We start from the raw sequence: 19,682 nt of genomic DNA on the forward strand, positions 1-19,682 counted from the left end.
GTGGTATACTGAGCAGTAGTATAAATTATTTTGCTTGATTAAACACCATGCATATCAACTTAGAAACAACAGACCAGTACACGATACAAGCCTATAGTGAAAAAGAGATTCAGATTGACTCAATCTCTTATCAAACCAGTCTCATTGTTAATCGCCATGAAATTATAACTGACTGGCCAATTCACCGGGTTAATGAATTGAATGACGAATTATTACTCCCGCTTCTTAAATATCAACCGAAAATCCTTATTATCGGCCACCATAAACAGGGAGAGTTTGTTTCTTTCTCTATAATCCAGGCTCTGGCAAATCAGGGGATTGGTTTGGAGTGTATGTCTATTGGTGCTGCTTGCCGTACTTTCAACGTGCTGCTAAGTGAACAACGTGAGGTAGTGCTAGGTATTATTTTATAATGTGATTGCCTCAATTAGTTTCTCAGTTTCTTTCTCATTACGACTTAATTTAAGCTTAATAATCGACTGCTAAAATTAGACTAACTGTTTATAGAGCTCCAGACGCTCTAATATACGGTACGGATTAAGGTGGCTCATGGAAGGTTAACGCTTAAAGGTGATTTAATGGCAGTGGATCTCTCCCAAAATCAGGTGATCGAAAATCTTAATCAGTACCTGCAATGGCATAATCTACCCTTGAAAATGAATTCTGACGGCGTTTGTAATGGATTAGCCATTATCTATGCAAAATATATCCTGGAAGGTAAAAAAGGGGAATTTTGGAAATTAATGGACTATGTGGCAGGAAAGAAAATCAGCCAGAACGAAGAAGAGTCGGTTAATCAATTTGTAGCGGAAGTTATTCTCAGCTTTAAGCCTGATAAATACATCAAGGGACTCAACCAAACCCGTGCCTATGAAACTCAAAAAATTAACAATAAACCATTAAAATCACACTTTGATCTCCCTTTAGTGACTAACGATACTAATTGGAGAAAAATATTTGCAGATATCAACCTACAGAATGATGAAGTTATGTTGGTACGCACTCCCAACCATACAGTGACTATTTCCAAAAGCAACGGTCAATACGAAGTCTACGATCCGAATTATGAGGATGGACCAAAATTTTTCTCTAACGAAACTGATTTGGTAACTGAATTACGCAAAAATATCTTTACATACAGTACCTCGGAAATGGGCTTATTAGTGAGTGTAGTTAGTCACCCAGAAAAACCGGTAAGAACCAATTTCCCAAAGGTTGATTCAATTTATCAGCAATATTTAACCACTAATAATGTGAGTCAAAAAGCCAGAGCAGACGATATAGCTACGAGTACCATTGAACTTGCAGGGTATTTTGATAATGCTGATCTGGCAAGGCAACTGCTTGTTTTGGAAAAAGATAAAGACAACATTTTTCAGGCAGCCCACATTGCAGCCGTAAATAATAATCCAGCAACACTAACTGTATTGCTACCAGAGTTAAATAAGGAACAGACCCAAATTATCTTTTTAACCACATTGCGATGTGGAAGAAAGGAAGCCTTTGATGCTTTCATACAGACTGAAAGTGGAAAAAAGGTTTTCGACAAATTTGTAAAAGATGACGTGAATGCCAAATTTATCTTTCATAATGCTGCAAGGGGCGGTAATCCCGCACTTTTACAACAAATGATCGATGCATTTAAAACACATAGTTCAGATATATTTGGACAACCTTTTACTGACAGTGATGTCACCCGAGCGCTGCTTGCCAAGACTAAAGATAAGGACGCAGTTATGTCAGCAATTGCTGGAAAAGATCCAGCCTGCCTTAGATTGGTCTTGGAAAAAGTGGATACTGTAGCTAATCCGCTAGACAATAGAAAAAAATTAGACTATTTGCTATTAGCAATCAAGAAAAATCAACCCATTTCGGTACAAATTTTAGTAGAAAACTTGTCACCTGCTCTGCTGCAAACAGTATCATTAAGTTTATCCGTTATTGAAAAAACTGATTTAGGACTACTCAATACACTCCAAAGTCATGGTATGGTTTTTTCAGATAAAGCCCAAGCGGTTATTGCACAGAAAAAACATCAGTCAGTGGGTTTATTGCTTTCCATGGGGATTGCACTCATCAAATTCACTGATTTTTGTAGAGAGATTTTATTTAAAAATGAAGGCGTTTCTTGTGACGAAAATAAATTCCAATTTTTTGCCCAGCAGCAGAAAGTAGAAAAAGCGAAAGTTACAGGTGATTTAACTAATCATGATTCGCCACCTATTCAGGTTAATTAATTTGTTCATAATTACTATTAACTTAACTCCAAACTAGTTAATCACTTAAATCACACTCTCCTTTTCCGTCAGAGCTCCACCGTGCTTTAATAGTTTTAACACCACCACATTCTTGATCCTTACAGATCTTGGAAGCTGGAATTACTTGACAAGCCATTGCCCATCCTCCGTTAAAAAAGGTAATTGCAATAGCCTGAGTACCTTTAGGTAAAAAGGCAATGCCTTCGCGCCGCCCTATTGTCGACGCTACAAACCAATTGGCTTGAGAACCATCCAGGTTATAACTTAGGCTTAATTGACTGATTGCCCCCAAATCACCTGCTGTAAACTGCACAGTAACGCGCTTCGGCAGTGCCCCACCCTCTATGAAGTTATCAACATTTCTTATATCCGTCTTAGCGGGGACAGAATAATTTTCACCGGTTAATTTACCCTGGTATTGGAAAGGATTAAAATCGAATTTATTCATTAATACCCAGGCGTTCGCCACCGTGGCAGCCAGAGTATTGGCATTCCAGTTCCAATCCCAGGGTAAGGGAAAACGCCTACTGGCATACAAATAAGCTTGACCTATATCAGGGGGGACCACTACAAAGGATTCTTTTGGGGTGGCATCGAAAAATTGCGAATCCAAATACAAATCATTGCGTAAATGCAGAATATTTGCCTCCATACTCTCCAAATCCTCTTCTAACTCTGAAATATCAATACCCCTACCAGAATAATAATCAATCAAAGAATTCAGGGTATTAATCGCACTGGCAGTACCTTCCGTTGACATTATGTTTTCGGGTATTGGACCGATATTATTATCCATGGTAAACCCCACACCCCATAATTGACCACCATTAAAATACCCACCCTGATTACGCACAATGCGCCATATTTTTCGAGCTGTATTAGGGCCAAACCACCGATCGACAGTTTCCACTCCCAGCGCCGAAATCCCCCAGAGATTAACATTCACAGACATGAAACTTCCTTCATCGGTAGTATCAGGCTGCCAATCATCAATTGCAGAAGGCGTAATAGCCGTACCATGGGTAAAAAATAAGCCTTTCTTTGCATCAAAAGCACCGTTATACAAAAAAACCAGTAAACCCAGTGTGTCATAGCCGTTAACCGTTTTTCCCCCATATAGCATTACATCAATACGTTGCAAAGCTAAGACGACTTCTGAGGTTTGTTCCGTATTTTGCAAAATACGCTTTAAAATCTGCAATCCGGCCAACACAGAGAAATTGTCTTCTACCGAAATTTCACCTTCGGGAATGAGACCTTGAGTTCCTACCGTTCCGCCTGGGGCATAATAAAAAGCGCCTATAGCCGCCTGCATTGCAGAAAAAGCATATAGACTATTCATTGCATTGCTCAATGCTTTTGAAGTGATAGGAATACTGCCGTTATAAAGTAAATAGTCTGCTTGCAGTGGGCCAATTATCTGCGCCCAGGCATTATCCCCTGTTAGTGGCTGCCAGTCAGACCAAGTAGTCACATATTTAAAAAAATCAGGGGAAGAATGGGTAGGGTCAAGTTTGGCCAATTTATCGGGCTCATAATCCCAACTAATAAAATTCTGATATCTACTTTGGAAAAAGGGATCTTTATTATAAAAATCCGTTGTAATCAGACGAAAAGTAAAAGCAAGGGTTGGATCCGTAATGGATTGTTGATAACCATATTGAAATAGAGTATTGATAGCACGATTGCCTGGATTTAAGATAGATTGTAATTGATTGGCAATAAACGTTTTTGCAGTATCCCAAGCCAAATAATGATATTTTGCAGCAAGCGCCAAAGCAATCTGCCAGGTTGCTGCGTCATAAATGGCTGTACCATATTTGATGTTCGTGCGTTCAATCTGAGTTTGCGCCTGAAACCATTCCAGTTCCGTACCTTGTTCAGGTGGGAGGCCACGGCCTAAAATGGCAAATGGACCCTCATAGAGTGTATCGACTACTGTACAGGTATTAAGGGGTGTACAGATATAATCACCAAAATACCTTGTGATATCTTCAAGATCTCCTACGTAAAAACTCAAAGGAACAGAAAGAGAATCTTTACTGAGTGTCAACATTGGCGGCGAAATGAGAAAATGGATGAGCTCCTTAATCTCTCGGTCATTTTTGTCTACTGTTGCCCCAGCAAGACTGGCGCTACTAAGTAATAAAATACTGGCTGCGAGTAAGACTGAACCCCTTCTCATAACCATGGCCTATTAAAGTGAGTGAAATACAACTTAGGTCATCACCCTGCAACAAATACGCCAACTAAGGTGAATCCAGCAAAAAGATACTATCTTCTAAGAATAACGCTGCTTATACCTGACGCCTTGCTTCAAGAACATTAGGGATTTGTTCCAGTTTATTCAATAACCTTGACAGGCTATTCAAACCATCAATTTCCACGGTTAAAGTGATAAAAGCCGTATTATCATGCTTATTGCTTTGGGTCTGCAGTGCATAGACATGGGCTTTTTCGTTTGACAACAGTGAGGTGACATCTTTTAACAGGCCAGAACGATCAAAGGCTTTAATTAAAATATCAACCACATAATGATCACGAGTTGAACTGCCCCAGCTTACCTGTAAAAAGCGTTGCCGCTGTTTCACACCCGCATGAATGATATTTGGACAATCCTGCCGATGTACAGACACACCGCGCCCAAGCGTAATGTATCCTACCACCTCATCACCTGGTACAGGTTGACAACAACGTGCCATATGGGTGAGAAGATTTCCAACACCTTCTATACGTAAATCACTACCCCTAACCTCAGGTTTGGCTAATGGTTTAACAATAGTTTGAATGCTTGGCTCTTCAACTTCGGTAGGGGACAATTTACTTAGAATTTGACCTAACTTAATGTCACCACGGCCAAGAGCTGCTAACAAATCATCCAGACGTTTGAAATTAAATGAAGAGACTACGTCATGCAACCGATCTGTTTTTATCCCCAGGGTTTTTAATTCCTTATCAAGAATTTCATGCCCTTCAGCTTTATTTCTGTCGTAATCCTGCATTCTAAACCAATGCAGGACTTTTGCTTTGGCACGGGATGTTTTCAAATAATTCAGATGGGGATTAATCCAGTCCCTTGATGGGCGTTCATCTTTACCCGTTAATACCTCTACTTTGTCACCTGTTTTTAACTCATAGGTCAGAGGAACGATAGAACCATTCACTTTAGCACCGCGGCAACGGTGTCCTATCTGACTATGCACATGGTAGGCAAAATCCAACGGTGTAACACCCTGAGGTAAATCCAATACATCCCCATCGGGGGTAAAGACATAAACTCTATCCTCAAGAAATTCTGTCTCAATTGCTTCCGATACACCACTCGAAATTGCCATTTCTTTATGCCAGGCCAAAACGTCGCGCAGCCATTCAATTTTGCGTTCATGGCTTTCTTTTTGTTGTACAGCGCCCTCTTTGTATTTCCAATGTGCAGCCACACCCATTTCAGCCAGATCATGCATTTGAAAAGTACGAATTTGGACCTCAAAAACACGACCTTCTGGTCCTTCTACAGCAGTATGCAGCGATTGATAACCATTAGGTTTGGGATTAATTATATAGTCATCAAATTCCACTGGAACTTGTTTCCATAAAGTATGCACCATGCCCAGTACTTCGTAGCATTGCTCCTTGCTTTCCACCAAAACTCTTACTGCTGTTGCATCATAAATTTCATCTAAAGAAACATTTTTTCGCTTCATTTTGCGGTAGATACTATGAATGTGTTTTGAACGACCATACACAGCAAAATGATGCGCACCAGTAGCCTTAATCTGCTTATTCAACTCTTCAACAATAAAATCAACATATTTATCTCTTTCAAGGCGTTTGGCTTTTAACCCTTTTGCAATTGATTTGTAATCATCTGGATGCAAGTAGCGAAAAGCAAGATCTTCCATCTCCCATTTAATAGCCCCTATACCCAAACGATTAGCTAAAGGCGCATAAATTTCCATTGCCTCGGTGGCGATTTGATGGCGCATTGCTTCAGGAAGTTGACCAGAAGCTCTTAGCACACAAAGACGTTCCGCCAACTTAATCAATACAACACGTACATCATCAACCATCGCTAATAACATTTTGCGAACATTATCAATTTGATGCTTATTTTGTGGATATTTATTAAGAGCCTGCAAATTATGCATGGCACTCATTTTCTCAATTCCTTTCACTAATTTGGCAATTGAGGAACCTAGCTGCTCTTCCACATCATCCAGTGATAATTCTGCATAATGAACACTCTCAAAGATAATAGCTGCTGTCAGTGTCTCCTGATCAACTTCCAGATCAGCCAATACATCAGCCATTGCCAAACCTTGCTGCAAACAGGATACCCCAATTTCAGTGGCATGATCCTGTCCCGCCAGCTGGCTTAAAGTACAAGCATTACGAATGAGTTCCAAGTCCTGAAAATACCCTTTACTTGCTAACTGATGTAGCCATTGCTCGACATCAATACCACTATCTGTTGTCCAAGGAGTATCTTCTTTAACTTTAACCATTATTGCTTATCCTTTCTCAAATAAAGCGATGGACTCCACATGTGCTGTATGTGGAAACATATCCATAACGCCAGCTGAACGTAATCGATATCCTTTTTGATTCACTAAAATATCAGCATCTCTCGCCAAAGTGGCAGGATTACAAGACACATAAACAAGTCGTTGCGGCTTAAATTTATCAATTTGCTTTACAATTTCCAAAGCACCCGAGCGTGGTGGATCTAGCAAAATTTTAGTAAACCCATAGGATAACAAAGATGACAAGGCTTCTGTGTCTTCCAAATTTGCACAAAAAAATTCAGTATTAGCCAAACCATTCGCTCTAGCGTTCATCTGAGCTCGGGAGACCATGGTATCGCTTCCTTCTACACCTACAACTTTTGCACAATGCCTAGCAAGCGGTAACGAAAAATTACCTAAACCACAAAATAAATCCAAAACCACATCATTTGGCGCCAACGCCATGAGTTTCAGCGCTTGCGCAACCATAAGTTGATTTAGACCCGCATTGACTTGGGTAAAATCAGTCGCATGAAATTGAAAGTGGATGTCTTCTTTAGGTAAAGTATAGGTTAAAAACTCATTACCTCCTTGCGGATAGAAAAGCATTACGCTGTCAGGTCCACCTGGTTGTAAAAAAATACGGAAATCAGTGTTTTTTCCAAATTGACGAATTTTTTCCTCGTCAGCAGCGCTCAAAGGCGACAGGTTACGAAAAATGAGTGCCACTTCCTCATCACCTGCAGCCACTTCAATCTGCGCAATACTATTTGGATCATCGAGAGAATCAATAAGCGCGCGTAAATTCACTATTTGTGCGTCAATTTTCGCATTCATTACCGGACATTGGGTAATTTCAGTAATATAACGGGGATTATTTTTCTCCCTGAATCCTACTAAAGTAGAACCTTTTTTTTCTACATAGCGCACGCTTAAGCGAGCCTTGTTGCGATAGTGCCAACTTTGACTAACAAGAGGAGGCAGAATCATCTCTGGCTCACAATGACCAATACGACGCAGTAAATCAAGCAATAAGACTTCCTTTTCATGAATTTGAGCTCGCTCATCCAAATGCTGCAGGGAACAACCACCGCATAAGGAATAATGCGCGCAACGCGGTTCAGCGCGTAGAGATGAGGCTGCAACGAGTTCAACAAGTTTTCCTTCATCAAAATCACGTTTAACTCGCGTATATTGGAAAGTAACTTGTTCTCCAGGAAGAGCGCCTTGGATGAACGTTGTTTTACCGTTAATTCTCGCGATACCACGGCCATCATGACTGAATTTTTCTATCTCAGCGGTTTGTACCGCTGCAGGTAATCGTTGGCGTCTTTTACTCATGACTCTAATCTCTTAACTACTTCATTGTTTCCACAATAAATTGGAATAAAAAAACAGGCTGTCTTGAAAATCAATGGAGAACTTACAAAGCTGCCAAAAACCCTTCAACATCCTGTTTTGATAATTCCACAAAATTACCCCGTGCGAGTGAACGTGGCATTGTTAAATGCCCATAACGGATACGTATCAAGCGGCTAACTTCAACACCTTGCGATTGCCACAAACGCCGTACTTCCCTATTGCGTCCCTCTGTTAAAACAACATGATACCAACTATTAGTTCCTTCTCCCCCCCTAAACTCAATTCGTTTAAATTGGGCAACACCGTCTTCCAAATCAACGCCTTTTAACATGGCATTAATAGCTTCAGCGCTGACTTGACCATGCACACGCACCGCATATTCTCTTTCCAATCCAAATTTTGGATGCATTAAACGATTGGCCAGCTCACCGTTATTAGTAAAAATCAGCAGACCGGAAGTATTAATATCTAAACGACCAACCTGAACCCAACGCCCTTGCTTTAAATAGGGTAAACGATCAAAAACCGTTTTCTCATGTTTGGGATCATGCTTGCTGGAAATTTCTCCAACAGGCTTATGATAAATAAGTATTCTTGTTTTAGATTGTGATTTGAGAGGATTAGCAATTACCTTTCCTTTCACACTGATTTTATCGTCTACGTTGGCCACATCACCTAATTTAGCCACCACGCCATTGACATGGATCAATCCTTGCTCAATCCAACGCTCCATCTCTCTTCGCGAGCCAAAACCTGCTTGACTTAATATTTTTTGTAAACGTTCGCTCATTATTAAACACACTCTTCTTCTAAGGCTTCGACAGGCGCTATCGCTAAAGGAATATTGATTTCCTGTAAAGCCGGTAATTCATTCAGGCTGGCTAAATTAAAGTAATCGAGAAAATTCTTCGTCGTAACATATACTGCTGGTTTGCCTGGCACATCACGATGTCCGGCTACTCTAATCCATTCCCGCTCCAGTAATGTTTTCAGAATCGGACTACTGACAGCAACACCACGAATATCTTCAATATCAGCCCGGGTTACTGGCTGTCTATAAGCAATAATCGCCAGAGTTTCCAGTAAGGCTCGCGAATATTTAGCTGGTTTTTCAGCATATAAACGGCTGACCCAGGTGCTGTACTTTACCTTAGTTTGTAGACAATACCCACTCGCCAAACATTTTAACTCTATCGCGGTTTTTTGGTAGTCATCAGCCAACTCCGTTAAAACGGTATTTAACTGCTCCCGACTGGGTTTTTCCCAGTCCTCAAAAACCGCTTGTAACTGTTCTATAGTCAAAGGATTGCCCGCATTCATCAAGAGCGCTTCTACTACCAGTTTAAGTTCATTTTCATTCATGATGAGCAGCCTGTATATAAATTGGTGCATAAGCACCCGCTTGACTAATCAGCAATAATGATTGGCGTGCCAATTCCAAAATGGCGAGAAGTGTTACCGCTAGCCCCATTCGGCCTTCTTTCTGATTAAACAAGTGTGTAAAGGATACCACTCCTTCCTGTTGTAGTCTCTCCAATACAATTCCCATTCGCTCTCTCACAGACAAAGGCTCACGCCCTATTTGGTGATGGCTCAGGTGGTTTTGTCGTGTCATTAAATCTCGCATGGCCGCTGTTAAAGCTGAAAGCTCTACATCAGGGTGTACTATTGTTCGCTCAATGAGTTCCGAACTAATCGAAAAACGAAAAACATCGCGCTCACAACGTGCCAAGGTATCTAATTGCAAAGCTGCGTTTTTAAACTGTTCATAAGCCTGGAGTTTTCTCACCAACACAAGTCGCGGATCTTCTTCAGTTTCCTCGTTTTCGTTGAGCGTTGGTGGGAGTAACAAACGTGATTTTATTTCTGCAAGCATTGCTGCCATTACTAAATAATCTGCGGCCAATTCCAAGCGGTGTGCTTCCATAAGCTGGATATACTGCATGTACTGTTGGGTAATATGAGCAATCGGAATATCTAAAATATCAATATTTTCCCGCCGGATCAGATATAGTAGCAAATCCAGCGGTCCGGAAAATGACTCCAACAATACTTCCAAGGCATCTGGGGGAATAAACAAATCTGCCGGTGCCTCAATAACAGGTTTACCCGCTACAATGGCTAGTACAGAAGAAGATTCTGCCGACAAATCCGACTCCATCAATAATCCAAACCCATGACTTCACGAACATCTTCTAACGCTTTAGTTGCTTCTTCCCGAGCCGCTTCACTACCTTCAGCAACAATCCTCTTTACTGAACCCAAATCCGACTCATACTCTCTGATGGCCGCTTGAATGGGTTGTAATTCTTGCTTAATAGAATCAATTACTGGCCGTTTACAATCAATACAACCTATACCAGCCGAACGACAGCCAGTTTGCACCCAATCCCTTACTGTCTCGGAGGAATATATTTTATGAAATTGCCAAACCGGGCACTTTTCCGGCTCACCGGGATCAGTACGTTTAACACGGGCAGGATCAGTTGGCATGGTTAAAATTTTCTTCTCAACCTGCTCTGGCTCTTCGCGTAAACTAATGGTGTTATTGTAAGATTTCGACATTTTCTGCCCATCTGTACCAGGCATTTTAGAGGTTTCCGTTAACAAAGGTTGCGGCTCAGGTAAGATTATCTTTCCAGAACCATCCAAATAACCAAGCAAACGTTCCTTGTCCCCGATCGAGAGGTTATGCTGATTAGCTAACAAAGCTCTTGCCGTGTTTAAGGATTCATGACAACCATCTTGTTGGAATTCTTTCCGTAATTGACTGTAGAGCTTGCCATTTTTTTTACCCATTTTTTTTATAGCTTCAATCGCTAACGCTTCAAAATTAGGTTCACGACCATAGATAAAATTAAACCGGCGGGCGATTTCACGCGTTAATTCAATATGAGCAACCTGGTCTTCACCGACGGGAACATAATCCGCTTTGTAAAGTAAAACATCTGCACTTTGCAAAAGGGGATATCCCAGAAAGCCATAAGTTGCTAAATCTTTATCATGTATTTTAGCTTGCTGATCCTTATATGTTGGCACACGCTCAAGCCATCCCAAAGGAGTAATCATTGATAATAAAAGATGTAACTCAGCGTGTTCAGGTACCCAAGATTGGATAAAAATTTTCGATAAACTTGGATTAAGGCCACAAGCCAACCAATCGACCACCATATCCCATAAAATAGTCTCTATAAAACCAGGTTCGTCGTAACGTGTCGTTAAACCATGCCAATCGGCAACAAAAAAATAACAGTCATATTGATGTTGTAATTTAAGCCAATTCTTCAGGACACCATGATAATGACCCAAATGTAAGCGGCCGCTGGCACGCATTCCCGACACGACCCGTTTATTAGGACTGAATAAAGCTGACATCTAAATCCTTAACTATTTAACAAAATTATTAAATTATTTCCTCAAATTAAAACATCCAAATGGAATGAATTTAAGGCTAGTTATCTAAAAGGCTCTGGATCACCTCTTCCTTCACGCAATACAACCGGGTAATCACCTGTTAAATCAACTACGGTAGTTGGTTGATATCCACAATTGCCGCCATCGATGATTAAATCAGTCTGGTTACCAAGCAAATCTTTAATCGCTTCTGGCTCACCAAGAGGCGCCGTGGCTCCAGGCAATATCAGGGTCGTACTCATTAAAGGCGTTTCAAGGCACTCAAGTAACGACAAGGTAATGTTATTTTCAGGTACCCGTAAGCCTAAGGTCTTGCGTTTGGGGTGTAACATCAACCTTGGAACTTCATGCGTTGCATTCAAAATGAACGTATAAGAACCAGGGGTAAATGCTTTAAGCAAACGAAAAATTGAATTTGAAACTTTTGCATAAGTCCCTAGTTGCGACAAATCTCGGCAGACCAATGTCATGTTATGATTTTTATCTAACTGGCGCAAACGTCTAATTCGCTCCAGAGCTGCCTTATTGCCTAATTTACAGCCCAAAGCATATCCTGAATCAGTGGGATAAACCAGGATCCCCCCCTCTTCAATGATAGACGCCGCCTGTCTTAATAAGCGCGACTGTGGATTATCAGGATGAATTGCAAAAAACTGACTCATAAACGCCCCTGTTAAAGATTCCATTGCTGCCATATAGGTGTACAGTTTACCGGTAGTTGTTGCTGTCTTCCAAGAGAAATCCGCGATAAAGCATCACCATGATAATCTGAACCTGTTGAGGCATATAGCTGAAAACGTAAACACAGCCCAAGCATTTCTTGTATTTGTGTTGCTGTCATTTCCCCTGAAACAATCTCGAGTCCAGTGCCGCCCGCCATTTTAAAAGCTATAATCAATTCTTGCAGCCGTGTACGTGTTAAGGAATATTTTAAGGGATGAGCCAGTACCGCCTGCCCCTTGGCTTGCATAATCCCTTCCACAGCCTCAGTCAGACTAAGCCAGGGAGTTGCTACATACGCGACTTTCCCTCTGCCAAGATAGCGTTTGAACGCGGTTTGCCTGTCAGGGACTAACCCTTCGTCAACAAATAATTGTGCAAAATGTGGCCTTCCAATGCGTTCGTGACCGGCAAGTTTACAGGCTTTTCCATAGGCATCATCGATACCACAAATTTTCATTTGCTCAGCAATTTGCAAAGCGCGTCCAATACGACTTTCGTTTTGCTGTCTTATCAGCGCTAAAATGTTGTCGTCATCAGGGGAAATGTTTAAGCCCACAATGTGGATATCATATTTTTTCCAACGAACACTCAGTTCAATACCATTAATGATGGTAAGAGGCAGATTGTGTGCTGCCTTATGCAGCTCACCCAAACCCGACATCGTATCGTGATCAGTCAAAGCCAGCATTGTGATGTTAGCTTCAACGGCTTTTTTTACTAGTGCAGTGGGAGTAAGCATTCCGTCAGAAAAATTACTGTGGCAATGTAAATCAATCATAGCTGGTTGGATAATGGGGATTTAGGTTAATTAAAAAACAAATTATTTATATAGTATACCTGATGATAAGAAAAAATTGTTATTTATGTTGGCTCCAATTATAGTGGGGTCAGCTTAATCATGACTACAAGGATTTTATGATTATTATTTTAGTTGAAGATAATCCAGTTAATCAATCGATTATGAAGAAGATATTAGAAAGTAATGTCAATAATGTCCTTGTTAAAGTGATTGGGAATGGTGAAGAAGCGGTTAAGTTTTTTAATAACAAGGCCAATCTCCATTTTAATTTAATTATTCTCGATGGCAATTTAGGAAGTAAGTCCATCAATGGCCCCCAAGTCGCGGAGGCAATCGTTAAAGCAGAGATAGATGCCCCCATAGCCTTATGGACTGATGACAAAGTTATGATAGAAACCATGGAAGAAGTGTTTGGCAGAACACTTCCGCATTTAGATAAAAGTCCAATTAACAAAACTAATATCATTAATGTTGTAAAAACTATTTTGGATCCAACAACTGAACCCACAACAAACAGACGTATGACTTACTAATCATCGAATCAGCTGGTTAAAAAATGTCTTGAAATTCAAAGTCGCTTGCGAACTAACCAGTTTATGCACTATTCTTAACATATGCAGAACAAACCTTTAATACAGCATTGAGTAGTACACTACAAAGCGAAAAAGTTATATTTCCTCATTTAAGTTCACAGCAACTGGCAAATTTGTGTGGCGTCTTGCATGAAAATATCAACCTGTTGGAAAAACATTTTAATGTGACCATTAAAATCGGTCATGATGGCTGCGTTTTATATGGGCATTCAAACCCCAGCCTGCATCAGGCAAAACAACTTATTAAACAGCTGCATCAACTAACTAATCAACCAATACCTGCTGAATTAATAACCTCCCTATTAAACCACAAGGTACCGCAAACCATGACGACCCATTCGATAAAATTAAGTCGTAAGACCATACAACCACGAAATAGTAAACAAGCCGATTATCTTCAAAGCATCAATACCCATGACATTATTTTTGCCGTGGGTCCTGCCGGTACTGGTAAAACTTATCTAGCGGTCTCCAAAGCAATAGAATGCTTTGAGAAAGGTGAAGTACAGCGTCTTGTTTTTGTTAGGCCTGCTGTGGAAGCCGGTGAAAAGCTGGGTTTTCTGCCTGGTGATCTTGTTGAGAAAGTTCTACCCTACCTTCGTCCTATTTATGATGCACTTTATGAAATGATCGGTTTTAAAGAAACACAGAAACTTATCCAAACCGATATTATCGAAATCCTCCCTCTGGCCTTTATGCGCGGCAGAACGTTAAATGAAGCCTTTATTATTCTTGATGAAGCTCAAAACACCACCATTTTACAGATGAAAATGTTTCTAACACGTATGGGTTTTGGTTCTAAAGCAGTCATTACAGGCGACATGACTCAGATAGATTTACCCAAAGGAACCGATTCAGGCCTGCCTCACGCAATTAAACTATTGGCAGATGTCCCTGAAATTAGTATACACACTTTCACTAGCCGTGAAGTGGTGCGACATCCATTAGTTTCCCGCATTGTTGATTGCTATGATAAAATTACCAAGGATAAAAAATAATGGCATACCACATTGACTTACAAAATGCTTGTGATGACCCGATTCCAGTTAGTGACGAAAAGCTTATTTCCTGGGCTGAATTACCACTTATTGACCACCTGCAAACAGCTGAATTAACTGTGCGGCTAGTTGATGATAAAGAAATGACCCAACTAAATCATGCTTACAGACAACAAAACAAAGCGACAAATGTACTTGCCTTCCCCAGTGCTATTCCAGCTGGCGTTGAGCTTGAATATCCCTTGCTTGGCGATGTCATTATCTGCCCATCGGTTTTACATGCAGAAAGTATTGAGCAAGATAAACCCCTGGCAGAGCATTGGGCACATATTATCATTCATGGGGTCTTGCATTTATTAGGTTATGATCATATTCAAGAGAGTGATGCTGAAGTCATGCAAGCTGCCGAAATTAAATTGCTTGCCAAACTTGGTTTTTCTAATCCTTATCACATAGAGGGTAGTCATATTGAGTAAAGAGGATGATACTGGTTCATGGTTTATGCGCTTAAGGCAATTTTTACAAATTGAGCCACAAAATAAAGAGGAGTTAATTAGTTTGCTGCGTGATGCACACGCTCGCTCGCTAATCGATTCAGAAACCTTAAGTATGATAGAGGGCGTTATTCAATTTGCGCAAATGCGCGTACGCGATATTATGTTGCCTAAAAATCAAATGACTTGCATTTCCCAAGACGATGAATTGAAAGATATTATTGATACCGTTACCAGTTCTGGTCACTCTCGCTTTCCAGTTACAGGAGACAATAAAGACGAAATTATTGGTATCTTGCATGCTAAAGATTTACTTCGGTATCAGGCAGAGCGAACAACCGACTTCGATTTACACGATATTATCCGCTTCACCACTTTTGTACCAGAAAGCAAGCGTCTGGATTTATTACTTAGCGAATTTCGTAATAATCGCAATCATATGGCAATTGTTGTTGATGAATATGGTGCTGTAAACGGCTTTGTCACGATTGAAGATATTATTGAACAAATAATTGGCGATATTGAAGACGAATTTGATATCGATGAAGAGGCTTATATCAAAGCACATGGGGATGCTTATTACATTGTTAAAGCACATACCCCCATTGAAGAGTTTAATGAGCAGCTAGAAGCTAATTTTAGCGATGAAAACTACGATACCATTGGTGGTATTGTCATGAGTACTTTTGGCTATTTACCTAAACGCGGTGAAGCGATTACAATTAATGAGTTTGAATTTAAAGTTATTAATGCAGACTCTAGACGTATTAAGCTACTTGCCTGTTTTGATAAACGTAAGCAGCAACAAAGACATAATGTCAAGGACAACTAAGTAATGAATAACAACATCTTAATTGTAGATGACGATACGGAACTTACCGATTTGTTAGTCCAGTATTTAGAGCCGGAAGGTTTTCATGTTGTCTGTGTTCATGATGGCGAAAGTGCCGTAAAAAAAGCACTGAACCAGGCATTTGATGCAATCATTTTAGATGTCATGCTCCCCAAATTAAACGGTTTTGAAGTTTTAAAAGCGATACGAGAGCATTTGCAAACGCCAGTTTTGATGTTAACTGCGCGTGGCGATGATATTGATCGTATTGTGGGACTTGAAATTGGTGCTGATGATTATTTACCCAAGCCCTGTAACCCTCGTGAGCTGGTTGCAAGATTACGCGCCATTCTGCGACGAACTCAAAAAATCCCCACGCAGAGACCAATTATTGAACACCAGGGGATTCTTGTTGATTGCTCCAAACGGCTAGCAACTCACAATAACGAGCCTATGGACTTGACTAACGCCGAATTTAATATTTTGGAAATGTTAATTAAATCACCTGGGCAGGCTTTCTCAAAAGAAGAATTAACAGAATACGCCTTAGGTAGAAAATATACTGCCTATGATCGCAGTATTGATGTTCACATTAGTAACTTACGCAATAAGCTAGGTGATAATCAAGCCGGAGAACCGCTGGTTAAAACAGTTCGCGGTTTTGGGTATATGTTTAATGCTTAGACTGTATTGGAAAATCTTCCTTTCATTTTGGTTAGCAACCATTTTAATCATTATTACGACTGCCTGGGTAACGAGTGAAATTGCCCAGAAATCATCAATACCAGCCCGTGAACGGGTCTTTATGGATAGTTACGCCAATGCAGCAGTAGCTACCTTTGAGTCAGGCCAACATTTAGCTTTGAAAAAATGGCTAAATAGAACTGGCGTATCCAGACATATGACCTTGTACTTACTTAGCAGTACAGGCGAGATTATTGGTAGTGCAACCCCACCAGAAATAGTTAAACAAATTTCTGCCAATTTGGTAGACGAAGAATTGGATGATGGACTACTCAAGTTCGGTGATATTATAGTCAGCCACGAGATTCTATCTACATCAGGGAGGGCTTATCGACTTGTAGCAGTTAGTATCAAGCCACTGGCTCATTTTGTGGAAATTCCTTGGGCTGGCCTGACGATACGCTTAACCATCGCAATTTTTATTAGCGGCCTTATTTGCTACCTTTTATCCATTTACCTAACCCAACCTTTACAGTCATTAAGAATGGCAGCGCAATCAATAGCAACAGGCAAATTAAACACGCGCGTTGGCCGTTTCAAAGGCCATTACCGTGATGAAATTGCTGAATTAAGTGGTGAATTCGATAGTATGGCCGAACAATTGGAAACCATTGTTAATTCCAAAGAGCGTTTATTACAAGATATTTCTCATGAATTACGCTCACCGTTAGCCCGTTTACAAATCGCCATCGAATTGGGAAGGAAGAAAGCGTCTCAATTGGCTGAAGTTGAATTCAACCGTATGGAAGTTGAGTGTTTGCGGCTAAATACGCTGATAGGAGAAATTCTGGAGTTTGCAAGACTGGATAAATCCTCAAGCCATTTGAATAAAACGGTTGTCAATTTATCTGATTTACTCAACCAGATTATTGAGGATGCTAATTTCGAGCTTAGAAATACCAAATCGGGAGTGATACTACACAAATCGCAAGACTATAAGCTCTTTCTGGATGAGCGATTAATTCATCGGGCCATTGAAAATATCATACGGAATGCACTTCGTTATGCAGCACCCGAGCCGCAGGTTATTGTTTCATTACAAAGTAATGAAGCCCACTCAGAAATCCATATTAATATTGAAGATAATGGTCCCGGTGTTCCAGAAGAACAATTGGAGCGTATTTTTAATCCATTCTACCGAGTTGACACATCGAGAGAAAAGAAAACAGGCGGCTATGGCCTTGGCTTGGCAATTGCGCAACAAGCCATTAAATTGCATCATGGCAATATTCAAGCAATGAATCGTAAGGAAGGCGGGCTACTGGTAAGAATTAGCTTACCAATATTGGAAAATCAATTACCCGCTTAGGTTTTTCCAATAACAATCCATTATAATCAAGGGCCTCTGTCCAGCACAATTTTAAGTACCCGATTGGCTGATCCTCTTCACTGGCGTCATATGATTGGATATAATTTGCATCTGATATATAAGGGTTAGTTTTTTCTGCTTAAAATTACCAATCAATTTAAATCAGTTCTGAAATAAACAGCTTAAAGAATTTTTGTATCAAATTCTCAAAGAATAGATAGAGGGGCCTAGCAGTGAGCCATGCCGAAAAACTTAATAAAGCCAGCACTGCCTTTTTCTTTGCGGGATTTGCGGTATCAAAACTACACCATACCCCTTTTATTGTGTTGGCAACCCTGTCAAATCTTGCTTCACTTTTTTTATATGCCATTGCCTATTGTCTCTGGTTTCTCGCTAGCCGACTATATCCAGACTGTCCACGTAAAGCCCAATCCTGGTATGGATTTACTGAATTTAAAAACCAACACATCATTGCTGTTATCCTGGGTATAGCAGCAATAATCAGTTGCATAGCAGCGCTCAGCATGCCTTTAGCCATTATCCCGGCTACCTGGCTTTTTGCTTCTAGTAACAGTATCTGGTGTATTAGTGAGTATCATAAAAAACAGAGTTTATCTATTTCTGACAAAGATTATTCTGTCAGCCTACAAACGGCCTATTTGCGCTATGCAATCACTACGACGGCCTTATCTTTTCTTACCGCATTAGATACAACCCTTGCTATTATTTTCCCGGCAGAGACTGTTTTAATACTGACTTATTCCTCTATTGCTGGTGTCGGCCTGGGAGCATTAGCAATTTATTTTCTGACAGATTATATCTACCGTAAACATGCCTCTGATGGGATAGATATAAGTTATATCAAAATGATAAACCCATTCAATCTCCTAAGTGAACAGTCACCTCAAGTGCAGCCACGTCCATCTGACGAAGTCGCGCACTTTCCCCCTATTTTAGCAACTAAGCCTCCTGTGGAGGCCTCTGCCAGTCAAAGCAAGTCTATGGATGTCTCTAAAAACCCAAACGCTTGCTGTCTCTTTTAAGCAATGATTGAAAGCAGCGCCAATACCAATACGAATACATATTAGATAAATATTAATCCGAATGTCCTGATTTTAATTGCACAGCCCAAAATATAACAAACAAATTAAGAATAGATCACTTATAATCGCAATAATAAGCTCACGACTTGTCAGATCAGAGGATAATGAGTATAGTTTGCAGGCTGTTTCAGGAGTAATTAATACATGAGCGAGCTAACAAAATCGATGATTGAGCACGCAAAGCAAGTCTTGGGTCGGGCTTATGCGCCCTACTCCAATTTTAAAGTGGCTTCTTGCTTATGCAGTGAGGATGATCAGTTTTTCTCTGGTGTTAATGTTGAAAATGCTTCTTATGGGCTATCCATTTGTGCTGAATCATCAGCCATTTGTCAAATGGTGACTGCCGGTAAACAGAAAATCAAATCAGTCGTTGTACTAAATAATCAAAATACCCTTTGTCCACCATGCGGAGCATGCCGCCAGCGGATAGCTGAGTTTTCAACTCCCGATGCCTTGATTCATCTGTGCAATAGTGAAACAGTAATAAAATCAATGACCATCGGGGAATTATTGCCTGAAGCCTTCAAATTTAAGCCTTAATCTGGAACAAA

The 19,682-nt window shown here is 40.4% G+C and carries 19 protein-coding genes; 10 read left to right on the top strand and 9 right to left on the bottom strand.

Going from position 1 to position 19,682, the window contains the following annotated elements; all coding sequences use genetic code 11:
• Nucleotides 1-47 precede the first annotated feature (47 nt).
• Nucleotides 48-413 (top strand): Mth938-like domain-containing protein, encoded by a 366-nt coding sequence (locus Lfee_RS14835; RefSeq protein ID WP_058447758.1) that lies wholly within the window; start codon nt 48-50, stop codon nt 411-413.
• Between the two features lie 339 nt (nt 414-752).
• Nucleotides 753-2,237: a hypothetical protein gene (locus tag Lfee_RS14840; RefSeq protein ID WP_156413404.1), complete on the top strand. Its 1,485-nt coding sequence runs from the start codon at nt 753-755 to the stop codon at nt 2,235-2,237.
• Between the two features lie 37 nt (nt 2,238-2,274).
• Here the strand turns inward: Lfee_RS14840 and Lfee_RS14845 are convergent, their stop codons facing one another.
• The 9 genes from Lfee_RS14845 to Lfee_RS14885 all read right to left on the bottom strand — a co-directional run bounded on the left by Lfee_RS14845 (nt 2,275) and on the right by Lfee_RS14885 (nt 13,037).
• Nucleotides 2,275-4,443: a hypothetical protein gene (locus Lfee_RS14845; protein ID WP_058447760.1), complete on the bottom strand. Its 2,169-nt coding sequence runs from the start codon at nt 4,441-4,443 to the stop codon at nt 2,275-2,277.
• A 112-nt stretch (nt 4,444-4,555) separates the two neighbouring features.
• Nucleotides 4,556-6,760 carry a GTP diphosphokinase gene (gene relA / locus Lfee_RS14850; RefSeq protein WP_058447761.1) on the bottom strand — a complete coding sequence of 735 codons (2,205 nt, stop codon included), beginning with the start codon at nt 6,758-6,760 and terminating at the stop codon, nt 4,556-4,558.
• 6 nt (nt 6,761-6,766) lie between these two features.
• Complete coding sequence (gene rlmD / locus Lfee_RS14855) at nt 6,767-8,101, bottom strand: 23S rRNA (uracil(1939)-C(5))-methyltransferase RlmD (protein WP_058447762.1); 1,335 nt, start codon at nt 8,099-8,101, stop codon at nt 6,767-6,769.
• Nucleotides 8,102-8,183: 82 nt separating this feature from the next.
• A complete protein-coding gene (gene rluB / locus Lfee_RS14860; RefSeq protein ID WP_058448047.1) occupies nt 8,184-8,915 on the bottom strand; it encodes a 23S rRNA pseudouridine(2605) synthase RluB in 732 nt (243 codons plus the stop codon).
• Complete coding sequence (scpB, locus tag Lfee_RS14865; protein WP_058447763.1) at nt 8,915-9,484, bottom strand: SMC-Scp complex subunit ScpB; 570 nt, start codon at nt 9,482-9,484, stop codon at nt 8,915-8,917. The genes rluB and scpB overlap by 1 nt, the downstream gene beginning before the upstream one ends.
• Nucleotides 9,477-10,283 (bottom strand): segregation and condensation protein A, encoded by an 807-nt coding sequence (locus Lfee_RS14870; protein WP_058447764.1) that lies wholly within the window; start codon nt 10,281-10,283, stop codon nt 9,477-9,479. The genes scpB and Lfee_RS14870 overlap by 8 nt, the downstream gene beginning before the upstream one ends.
• Nucleotides 10,283-11,497 carry a tryptophan--tRNA ligase gene (locus tag Lfee_RS14875; RefSeq protein ID WP_058447765.1) on the bottom strand — a complete coding sequence of 405 codons (1,215 nt, stop codon included), beginning with the start codon at nt 11,495-11,497 and terminating at the stop codon, nt 10,283-10,285. The genes Lfee_RS14870 and Lfee_RS14875 overlap by 1 nt, the downstream gene beginning before the upstream one ends.
• Nucleotides 11,498-11,577: 80 nt before the next feature.
• Nucleotides 11,578-12,198 (bottom strand): L-threonylcarbamoyladenylate synthase, encoded by a 621-nt coding sequence (locus Lfee_RS14880; protein WP_058448048.1) that lies wholly within the window; start codon nt 12,196-12,198, stop codon nt 11,578-11,580.
• Between the two features lie 11 nt (nt 12,199-12,209).
• A complete protein-coding gene (locus tag Lfee_RS14885; RefSeq protein WP_058447766.1) occupies nt 12,210-13,037 on the bottom strand; it encodes a PHP domain-containing protein in 828 nt (275 codons plus the stop codon).
• A gap of 137 nt (nt 13,038-13,174) precedes the next feature.
• On the opposite strand from Lfee_RS14885, the gene Lfee_RS14890 reads away from it, so the two are divergent.
• From Lfee_RS14890 to cdd, 8 genes are all read left to right on the top strand, one after another.
• Entirely contained in the window at nt 13,175-13,591 is a 417-nt protein-coding gene (locus tag Lfee_RS14890) for a response regulator (RefSeq protein WP_058447767.1), read from the top strand.
• A gap of 386 nt (nt 13,592-13,977) precedes the next feature.
• The gene (locus Lfee_RS14895; RefSeq protein ID WP_414092967.1) at nt 13,978-14,649 is read left to right on the top strand and encodes a PhoH family protein; all 672 of its coding nucleotides are present in this window, start codon (nt 13,978-13,980) and stop codon (nt 14,647-14,649) included.
• Nucleotides 14,649-15,125 carry an rRNA maturation RNase YbeY gene (ybeY, locus tag Lfee_RS14900; protein WP_058447769.1) on the top strand — a complete coding sequence of 159 codons (477 nt, stop codon included), beginning with the start codon at nt 14,649-14,651 and terminating at the stop codon, nt 15,123-15,125. The genes Lfee_RS14895 and ybeY overlap by 1 nt, the downstream gene beginning before the upstream one ends.
• A gap of 25 nt (nt 15,126-15,150) precedes the next feature.
• Nucleotides 15,151-15,975, top strand: a complete 825-nt coding sequence (locus Lfee_RS14905) for an HlyC/CorC family transporter (protein ID WP_370446971.1) — start codon at nt 15,151-15,153, stop codon at nt 15,973-15,975.
• A gap of 3 nt (nt 15,976-15,978) precedes the next feature.
• Nucleotides 15,979-16,659 carry a two-component system response regulator CpxR gene (gene cpxR / locus Lfee_RS14910; protein WP_058447771.1) on the top strand — a complete coding sequence of 227 codons (681 nt, stop codon included), beginning with the start codon at nt 15,979-15,981 and terminating at the stop codon, nt 16,657-16,659.
• Nucleotides 16,652-18,028, top strand: a complete 1,377-nt coding sequence (gene cpxA / locus Lfee_RS14915) for a two-component system sensor histidine kinase CpxA (RefSeq protein ID WP_058447772.1) — start codon at nt 16,652-16,654, stop codon at nt 18,026-18,028. The genes cpxR and cpxA overlap by 8 nt, the downstream gene beginning before the upstream one ends.
• A gap of 233 nt (nt 18,029-18,261) precedes the next feature.
• Nucleotides 18,262-19,071 carry a hypothetical protein gene (locus Lfee_RS14920; protein WP_058447773.1) on the top strand — a complete coding sequence of 270 codons (810 nt, stop codon included), beginning with the start codon at nt 18,262-18,264 and terminating at the stop codon, nt 19,069-19,071.
• 204 nt (nt 19,072-19,275) lie between these two features.
• Complete coding sequence (gene cdd / locus Lfee_RS14925; RefSeq protein ID WP_058447774.1) at nt 19,276-19,671, top strand: cytidine deaminase; 396 nt, start codon at nt 19,276-19,278, stop codon at nt 19,669-19,671.
• Nucleotides 19,672-19,682: the final 11 nt, after the last annotated feature.

The organism is Legionella feeleii (assembly GCF_001467625.1).
Taxonomy (GTDB): domain Bacteria; phylum Pseudomonadota; class Gammaproteobacteria; order Legionellales; family Legionellaceae; genus Tatlockia; species Tatlockia feeleii.